The organism is Salipiger sp. HF18 (assembly GCF_011806505.1).
GTDB lineage: Bacteria > Pseudomonadota > Alphaproteobacteria > Rhodobacterales > Rhodobacteraceae > Salipiger > Salipiger thiooxidans.
Genome location: NZ_JAATOS010000004.1, coordinates 42,873 through 51,366, shown reverse-complemented (window position 1 = coordinate 51,366; position 8,494 = coordinate 42,873). Strand labels below are relative to the sequence as shown.

The following is an 8,494-nucleotide window of genomic DNA, read 5'->3' as shown; positions in this document are numbered from 1 at the left end:
CAGCACCAGCGCGCAGGCGATGCCGCCGCCAAGGGTCGCGGCGGCAATCGCCCAGAACAGGGGCGCGACCTGCTCCTGCGCGAAGCCCAGCGTCTGGAAGAGCCCCGGCGCGCCAGAGGACTGCTCGGAGAGGATGATGCGGAAGATCAGCAGCGCGGCGGTCAGGTGCAGCATGGCGGGCGAGGTCAGCCAGCGCACGTCGAGGAGCGGCGTGCGCCGGTGCAGCTCGATCACCAGCGCGAGGACAAGGGCGGCGATACTTGCGGCGATGGCCTGCCCGAGCCATGGCACCTCGACCCACCAGTAGGTCGCGCCGGTGGTGAAGCAGGCGACGAAACCGCCGAACGAGGCGGCGATCAGCCCGAAGCTCACGAGGTCCATGCCCTTGATCACCTTCATGGTCTCGGCAGCCACCAGCGGCAGGCGGTAGACCAGGACCAGGCAGATCATCGACATGCCGAGCTTCAGCATCAGGATGTTGGTCCAGCTGCCGTCGGTGAGGATCAGCGGGTTGATCGCCCTTGCCAGCGGCGTGCCGAGCGAGATCATGGTCAGTGCCAGCGGCAGGCCGATGGTCAGCTTCTTCTCGGGGGGCAGGGGCTCGAGCATGTAAAGGAAGGCCAGCGTCGAGAGCGGCGCGGCGGCGATACCCGAGAGCAGCTCGACCACCAGCGCCGAGCGCAGGTCGGTGGCCAGCAGGCTCAGCAGCGCCACCGCGACGTAGACGATGATCGAGACCTCGGCAAAGCGGCGCAGGCCGAACTGCATGCGGATCTTGATGAGCATCAGCGGCAGCACCGCCCGCGGCGCCATGAACACCACCATCAGCCACATTGTCTCGGACTGGGTGGCGCCGAGCTCGCCGCCAAGGGTGGTGAGATTGGCCGACAGGAAGCCCTGCCCGAGCGACTGGGACAGCGCGATGAAAGTGGACGCCAGCATGTAGGCCGCCGCGAGTAGCGGCGGTTTCGGCACGAAGGCGGGGCGGGGCGGCGTCGCGGCCGCCCCGGGGGTGGCGGAGCTCTCGGACATCAGCCTTCCATCCGGTCTAGGTTCTGCTGGATCCGGCGCAGCGTCTCGAGCGCCTGCGCAAGTTCTTCGGGCGTGACGTCGTGGTAGACCTCGCGGCGCAGTTCTTCGGTGAAGCCCACGATGCGCTCGGCCTTGGCATGGGCTTGCGGGGTGAGGAACAGCCGGCGCAGGCGCTTGTCGTCGGGATCACTGCGCCGCTCGATCAGCTCCGCCGCCTCGAGATGGTCGAGCGTGCGGTTCATCGACGGCGTGCGGATCTCGAGCCGTTCGGCAAGCTCGGCCTGACTGAGCCCCTCGCAGGCGGAAATGTGCAGCAGGGCCTGCGCTCGGGCGTAGGTCATCTCCATCGCTGCGGCGCGCGCGTTGAAGCGTTTGCGGATCCCCCGCACGAGCCCGAACACCGCGGGCAGGAAGTCTTTGTGAACCGGATCGGTCATGGCGCGATACGTTACCCTGCTAATGATTGCCTAGGTAACGATATTGGTGCTGCGGTCAACCCCGGCGGCCCGCCGTGGTGGCTCACTTGGGTGTGAGGAGAGTCGCGGCAGACGCTCTTTCGCGTCAGATTTTTTGGCGGGCGAATCCTCCGCGAACCATCGCCGATGGCCGCGCGCGGGTGGTGTCGCGTCAACTTCGCCGCCGCGGTGGTGCGGGAATACCGGACGGCGATTCGGCCCGATCCCGGGGCGGTCAGGCGGATGCGCGGACGAACCGAATACTATCATGTAGTTCCGCTGGAATTTCTGCGGCTTTGAGGCCCGCATGTGGCGGTCGTTCCCGGCGCGCGAGGGCAGAGACTTTGTTGAGAAAAAACGCCTGTCAAGTACGGAAAGCAACACGCTCGAAGGGCTATGCAGGTCAATCACGCGCGTGTTAGGCTGATCAACATTAGCGGTAGGAGAGTTTTTTAGCCTATTACAGAGCCCCGTCGCCTTTGAGTCCCCGGCGACCACACCCGTTTTAGGCGGCAAGTCGACTCTTCCCTGTTACCCAGTGACTGCAGGTGTGCGTACCGCCCATGGCGCCACGCGCAATTTTTTATGGAGATTTTGATATGCCCAATACCCCAGTCGCCTGGCTCCCCGAGACACTCATTCCCAGCACGAGCTCAGGCACCGACGCCGACTCCCACGTCGTCCAGCTGTCCAACGGCAACGTCCTCATCGTCTGGACTGCCTTTGACGACGGCGACTACGACGTATGGGGCCGCATCCTCGATCCGTTCGGCAACGTCGTCTCGGCCGAGCTTTATCTCGGCGAGACCGACAACGCTGACGATTTCCCTGCCGTCGCCGCATTGCCCGACGGTGGCTTCCTGATCGCGCACGAGGTCGACACCGGCAGCTTCGACGACATTCGCGTGCGCCAGTTCGATGCGGACGGTGTGCAGGAAGCCCTTGCCTACGCGTTCTTCGATGGCAGCAACGGGGTGCCCAACGGCTTCGTGCCCGAGATCGCCGTGTCGAGCAGCACCTCGGCCATGGTGATCTGGTCGCAGCAGGAGAGCGCCACCGAGAGCGACGTCTACGCCCGGATCTGGAACTCCGACACCGAGTCCTTCACCGGGGCCGCGACCCTGATCCTCGGCGGCGGCTCGGTCACCACCTATCCCTACATCGACATCGATGTGCTCTCGAACGGCAACTACGTCGTGGCGGCCGGTCGCAACAATGGCGCCGGCGATACCGACATCGTCATCCGGATCCTCAGCCCCACCGGTGCCAACGTGCTCAGCATCACCTCGATCGCCGGCACCGCCGGGGACTCCGAGCTTGACTACGATCCGTCGGTGACGGCGCTCGCGGGTGGTGGCTTCGTCGTGGCGTGGCGCAACTTCGACACCGACGATGACATTCTCGCACAGGTCTTCGACGCGTCCGGCTCTGCCACGTCGGGCGTCATCGTGGTGTCCAACCTCGGCGGGGTCGACGATGCCAACGAGCCGGTCGTGGTCGCGCTCGACGATGGCGGCTTCATGGTCATCTACGACGAGGACACGCTCGACCAGCTCATCGCGCAGCGTTTCAACGCCAGCGGTGCGCAGGTCGGAAGCAACTTCGTCATCTCCGACGAGGCGAACGCCTCGCAGCCCGATGCGACGCTGCTCGCGGATGGCCGGGTGCAGGTGACCTATACGCTCAACAGCCGGATCTACACCCAGATCCTCGACGTCCGCGATGCCGCGAGCGAGGGCGATATGCCGCTGTCCGGTTCTCAGTTCGACTACTGGGCGGGCACGGTCGGCAACGACACCTTCACCGTCGACAGCGGCGCTGGTGACGTCCGTGGCGGCGCCGGCAATGACGACATCACCGAGCTCGGTGCCATCCGCAACTACTTCGGCGATGCCGGCAACGACACGCTGCGCGTCTCGTCGGCGATCAACTCCGACCTGCATGACGGTGGCTCCGGCAATGACTGGATCGACTTCTCGAATTCGGGTGAAAACGGCCTCGAAATCGACCTGACCGCGGAGCTCGTAACCGACACCAACGCCAACACGGAGCAGATGATCAGCTTCGAGAACGCGATCGGCACCGCGGGTGACGATACCGTGACCGACGCCGTGACTGAGAACAACGAGCTCATCCTCGGGGCCGGCAACGACCTCGTGAACCACCTCGGCGGGCTCAACGAGAACGGCGACACGATCACCGGCGGTGGCGGCAACGACACCGTCGCCCAGACCGGCAGCGGCTGGAGCTTCAACTTCTTCGGTGGCGCCGGAAGGGATACCGCGGACTTCTCGGGCACGACCTATGGCACGCTCGGGATGCTCGTCGATCTTGCCACCGAGACCTATGACTATCTCTATACTTCGACACGTACGGCCTATGGCGCCTCGTTCGATATCCAGAGCGTCGAGAACGTCTTCGGCTCGAACGAGCATGACAATCTCTTCGGCGACGGCGCTGACAACATCTTCCTTGGCAACGACGGGGACGACAGCATCAACGGCCGTGGAGGCGCGGACACGATCAACGGCGGCCTCGGCAATGACACCATCATCGGCGGGCTCGGAGATGACGTGATCGCGGGCGCCCAGGGCGCGGACAGCATGTTCGGCAACAACGGCCGCGACACGCTGTCGTACTCCGCCTCCAACGCCGGCATCAACATCACGCTCGAGACCGGCGCCAACACCGGCGGTCACGCGCAGGGTGACTTCATCACCGGCTTCGAGCGCATCGTGGGCTCGGCCTTCGCCGACACCATCGACGCCAACAGCCGCAACCTGACCACGGTCGAAGCCGGTGGCGGCAACGACCGCATCATCGGTGGTGCCAACACCCAAACCATGCGTGGCCAGGGTGGCAACGACACGATCACCGCCTATGCCGGTGCGAACTTCAATTCGACCAGCGTCGCGGACTTTCTCGACGGCGGTTCGGGCAGCGACGTTCTGGCCGGTGCGGCGGGTAACGACACCATCATCGGCGGTCTCGGCGACGACGTGGTCGCCGGCAACGCAGGTGCCGACAGCATGGAAGGCGGCAACGGCCGGGATACGCTCAGCTATGCCAACTCGAACGCCGCGGTGAACGTGCTGCTGGAATCCGGTGCCAACACCGGCGGCCATGCGCAGGGCGACTTCATCACCGGCTTCGAGCGCGTCGTGGGCTCGTCCTTCAATGACGTGATCAACGCCAACAACCGCAACCTGACCACGATTGAAGCCGGCGGCGGCAATGACCGCATCATCGGTGGCGGCAACACCCAGACCATGCGCGGTGGCGGCGGCAACGACACCATCACCGCCTATGCCGGTGCCAACTTCAACTCGACCTCGACAGCGGACGTGATCGAAGGCGGCAACGGCGACGACGTGCTCGCAGGCGCGGCCGGCGACGATACCATCATCGGTGGGCTCGGCGACGACGTGATCGCGGGCAACGCCGGGGCAGACAGCCTCGTTGGCAACAACGGCAAGGATACGGTGAGCTACGCCAACTCCAACGCCGGGGTGCAGGTGCTGATGAACTCCGCCACCAACACCGGCGGCCACGCCGACGGCGACATTCTCGAGGGTTTTGACCGGCTGGTCGGTTCCGCCTTCGGGGATGTCCTCGATGCCAATAGCATCAACACGGTGACCATCGAAGGCGGTGGCGGCAACGACATCATCATCGGTGGCGGCAACTTCCAGACGCTACGTGGCGGTGGCGGCAACGACACCATCACCGGCTACTCGGGTGGCAACCCTGCGTCGACCTCGACACTCGACAGCATCGAGGGTGGGTCGGGCAATGACGTGCTGGCCGGTGCCAATGGCGACGACACCATCCTCGGCGGGTCGGGCAACGACATCATCCGGGCCAATGGTGGCAACGATACCGTCGCTGGCGGTTCCGGGGCCGACACCTTCATCTTCGGGCTGAGCTCCGAGGTGGATACCATCCTCGACTTCCAGGACGACATCGACACTCTGCGACTCGACGCAACGCTCTGGGGCGGTGGCATGACGGCGCAGCAGGTGGTGAACACCTTCGCCGACGACAGCTCTGGCGACACCATTTTCGATTTCGGCGGAGGCCGGATCGTGGTGCTCGACGGGGTGACCGACAAGCAGGACATGGTGGACGACCTGTCGTTCTTCTGATCCCGCGAGGCGATCGCAACGCAAGACCGGCCCCCGGCGCGTACCGCGTCGGGGGTCTTTTCGTCTGGGCGATTGCCGGCCGACGCGAGTGACTGCGACTGCGCCGCAACGCAGCGTCGAATTTTCTGGACACGGAGCCCGTTGTCATGTGACGTAGCACGCGCAAGGGAATTCTTGGTCGACCCGCCGGGAGGAGGAGGGCGGGCCGACCCTGAAGACGGATGGCGCGATAGAGTAAGGGCCCATCCAGTCTGGAACCGGTCGCCTCCAGGGGAGGTGTGGGGCGACCGGGCGTCTCTCTTACCGAGATATAGGTGCCAGAAGGCGGCGCAATGGCAGCGGGTGGTGAAACACGCCATATGCGACCAATTGGCATATCCGGCGCTCATCTTTTGCTCACTTCCTGAGCATCTGCCCGTCCGGCGATCTGGCGATGTACGACCCTGTGTCGCAACGTCCCGGGCAACGCCCGGTCATGCCGCTTGGTTGCGCTACCGGACTGTGCTAAGAAGAGGCACCCGCCGCGCACTCGGGCGGGGATCCGAACAACTGGATGACACCGATGGACGGCCGTCCCGCCCTCTCTGGGGGCCTGTGCCGACCGAAGCCAAGGGAGAGGACACCATGAACCTTCTGAACCGCGAGCAGGCCAACAAGGTCGAGCTTCTGCTGCTGCGTGGCATGTCGGACTTCGACATCGCGACGAAGGTCTGCGGCTCGGACGATGATCCGGAGCTGTACCTCGAGGCGGTCTCCGCCGAGCGCGAGCGCATGGACCGCAGCACCGCCGCCTGATCCCTCGAGGGACGCTGACTACGACAGACAGACCCGCCCGGCCCGTGTGCCCGGCGGGTCTTTTCACGCGCAGGGCATATGCAAGGGGGCGGACTACCAGTGAATGCGAGGGGGAGGGTAGGGGCGCGGCGACCCTCAGGGAGGAGGAGAGAGGGTCGCCGCTGATTTCCGGGGCTCAGGGAGGAGGAGAGAACCCCAGGAAACTCTGTGGCACATCGCTGCGCCGTTGCCCTTACCTACGCAGTGCTGCGGTGCAGAACAAGGGACGCTGCTGCAAGGCCGCCTTGCCGCTGGTGCATGGCATTGGCTTTTCGCGTCCTGAAACGCAAGAAAGGACGGATCGTCGATCCGCCCTTCCTCTTCGGCTTGGCTGTCTGTCTGCCTTGCTGGGTCGCCCGCGCGGGCGGCCTTGCTGGGGGGATGGATGGCGTCGCCCTGTTCCGGGCCGCTCAGGCGGCTTCGGCTTCGAAGTGGCCGCACCAGTCGTCGGATTTCACCACCGGCCAGAGGCCGCGGGCGTTGGCTTCGGGCTGGGTGACCGGCGGGTTGAAGCGGCAGAGGCCGGCATCATCCAGAACCGCAGTGGTGTTCGCCTTGTGGTCTTCGAAGAAGGCACAGGTTGCGCAGTTATGCTCTTTGGACATGGCTTTCTCCTATGTATCTCTGTTGGTAAGGGCCGTGGTCCAGCGTCCCTCGCCATGAAGGGGATATAGTTGCACCTCGCGGAGTTGGCAAGATAAAAGCGAATAAAAACAAATGGTTGAGGGATATTGTCGGGATCGGATGCCAATCGTTTCGGTCAGGTTTGCTGCCTGCGCAAGGCGAGTGTTTCGCTCAGGATCGTCCGGCCCTTCATTTGTTGAGAGTTATGAACCCTGTGCATGTCGGTCGGGAAAGCCAGGGCAATCGCGGGCACGAGGCAGGGCAACGCGCAGTATCCCGAGCGGACGAGCCCGGCCTCGGGGAGTCGCGGGACGAACGGGCCCAGCGTCAGCTCGAGCGAGCGTACCGAGCCGCCCGGAACGGCGACGAACCCGTCGATGGCGCCGTCGAGGACCCAGCCCGTGATCACCAACACTGCTGTCACTCAATAGAAGTCCTCAGTTCCCGCGAAGCTTGAAAACGCCATGTCGCGTCCAGCACTGATTGGCCATGCTTGACGGGCGGTCTCCGCGGTGTGACCTTCCGCGAAAGCGTTGCGCACCTGTTCTTCCAGCGAGCTGGCGTTGTTGCAGAACTCTGTCTGCGAAGGATTCACCTCGTGAATCCATGCGGTTAGACGGGGTGCATGAGCAAGCCTGAAGCCGCCCGCTAGCGCACGACGAACTGGTCGAGCTACACGGCTTCGCAATCGCGGGTCGCTACTGATCTGGCTGGACAAGGAGTTGACTTGGCTCGCGGCGCATGACGGCGACCCCGGCCGCCGCGCGTTGTTCTCGGATGCGGCGATCCGGTTTTGTCTGTCGACTGCCCGGCATCAGGTTTCTCGGCAATGGAGAGTGGCAGGCGCGCAAGCACGGTGCTCGGGGCCGTCGTCAATGGCGCAAGGTGCATCTGGCCATGGATGCCGCCACGTCTGACATCCGCGCTGTTGAATTTACTCCCGGCAGCGATGGTGACAGTCCTGTCTTGCCGGAACTGCTCGACAAGATCCCCGAGGGCGATGAGATCGGCACCGTGACCGCCCCTTTCGGTGAACGCATGCAGTCACCTGCCGGGCAGGGGATGAACCGGATGCCACTTCCGAAGCCGGATCGAGGCGAAAATGCGGTGCCTCAGGGCCTTCGGTAGCGCGTCGCCTCAAGAGACCCGGGCCGACAAAGCGCCGGAATCCAGATCCGCATCGCCCTTATCAACCGCTTCCTCATCAACCGCTTCAATGCGCCGGGCACCGCTGAAATCGTCTGCGAGGCATGACGCCGACGGCGAAAGGGGCCATCAGGCCTCAGGCATGCGTCGCGCAACAACGCCCTGTCGAGATGAAACGGCGCGGGAGGATTCCGAGGAAGAGCGCCGTGGCCAAAGGCAGATCCACTCTCGGGACGGGATCGATCTGGAACGGCCGAC

At 64.5% G+C, this 8,494-nt stretch carries 6 protein-coding genes and 2 pseudogenes; 3 read left to right on the top strand and 5 right to left on the bottom strand.

Annotated elements, in window-relative coordinates:
- Both HC022_RS01510 and HC022_RS01505 read right to left on the bottom strand, forming a co-directional pair.
- Nucleotides 1–1,032 (bottom strand): annotated as a pseudogene (locus HC022_RS01510) (MFS transporter); the annotation flags it as partial.
- Nucleotides 1,032–1,469 carry a MarR family winged helix-turn-helix transcriptional regulator gene (locus HC022_RS01505; protein WP_008887459.1) on the bottom strand — a complete coding sequence of 146 codons (438 nt, stop codon included), beginning with the start codon at nt 1,467–1,469 and terminating at the stop codon, nt 1,032–1,034. The gene HC022_RS01505 and the pseudogene HC022_RS01510, both read right to left, overlap by 1 nt.
- Nucleotides 1,470–2,086: 617 nt before the next feature.
- Between HC022_RS01505 and HC022_RS01500 the strand changes: the two genes are divergently transcribed.
- Nucleotides 2,087–5,632, top strand: a complete 3,546-nt coding sequence (locus tag HC022_RS01500; RefSeq protein WP_167451068.1) for a calcium-binding protein — start codon at nt 2,087–2,089, stop codon at nt 5,630–5,632.
- 624 nt (nt 5,633–6,256) lie between these two features.
- The gene (locus tag HC022_RS01495) at nt 6,257–6,427 is read left to right on the top strand and encodes a hypothetical protein (RefSeq protein ID WP_008887484.1); all 171 of its coding nucleotides are present in this window, start codon (nt 6,257–6,259) and stop codon (nt 6,425–6,427) included.
- Between the two features lie 449 nt (nt 6,428–6,876).
- On the opposite strand, the gene HC022_RS01490 is transcribed toward HC022_RS01495, so the two are convergent.
- From HC022_RS01490 to HC022_RS01480, 3 genes are all read right to left on the bottom strand, one after another.
- A complete protein-coding gene (locus HC022_RS01490) occupies nt 6,877–7,071 on the bottom strand; it encodes a hypothetical protein (RefSeq protein WP_167451067.1) in 195 nt (64 codons plus the stop codon).
- 155 nt (nt 7,072–7,226) lie between these two features.
- Nucleotides 7,227–7,505, bottom strand: a complete 279-nt coding sequence (locus tag HC022_RS01485; protein ID WP_167451040.1) for a hypothetical protein — start codon at nt 7,503–7,505, stop codon at nt 7,227–7,229.
- Between the two features lie 9 nt (nt 7,506–7,514).
- Nucleotides 7,515–7,685: a hypothetical protein gene (locus tag HC022_RS01480; protein WP_167451066.1), complete on the bottom strand. Its 171-nt coding sequence runs from the start codon at nt 7,683–7,685 to the stop codon at nt 7,515–7,517.
- Between the two features lie 30 nt (nt 7,686–7,715).
- On the opposite strand from HC022_RS01480, the pseudogene HC022_RS01475 reads away from it, so the two are divergent.
- A pseudogene (locus tag HC022_RS01475) lies at nt 7,716–8,344 on the top strand (transposase).
- Nucleotides 8,345–8,494 lie beyond the last annotated feature (150 nt).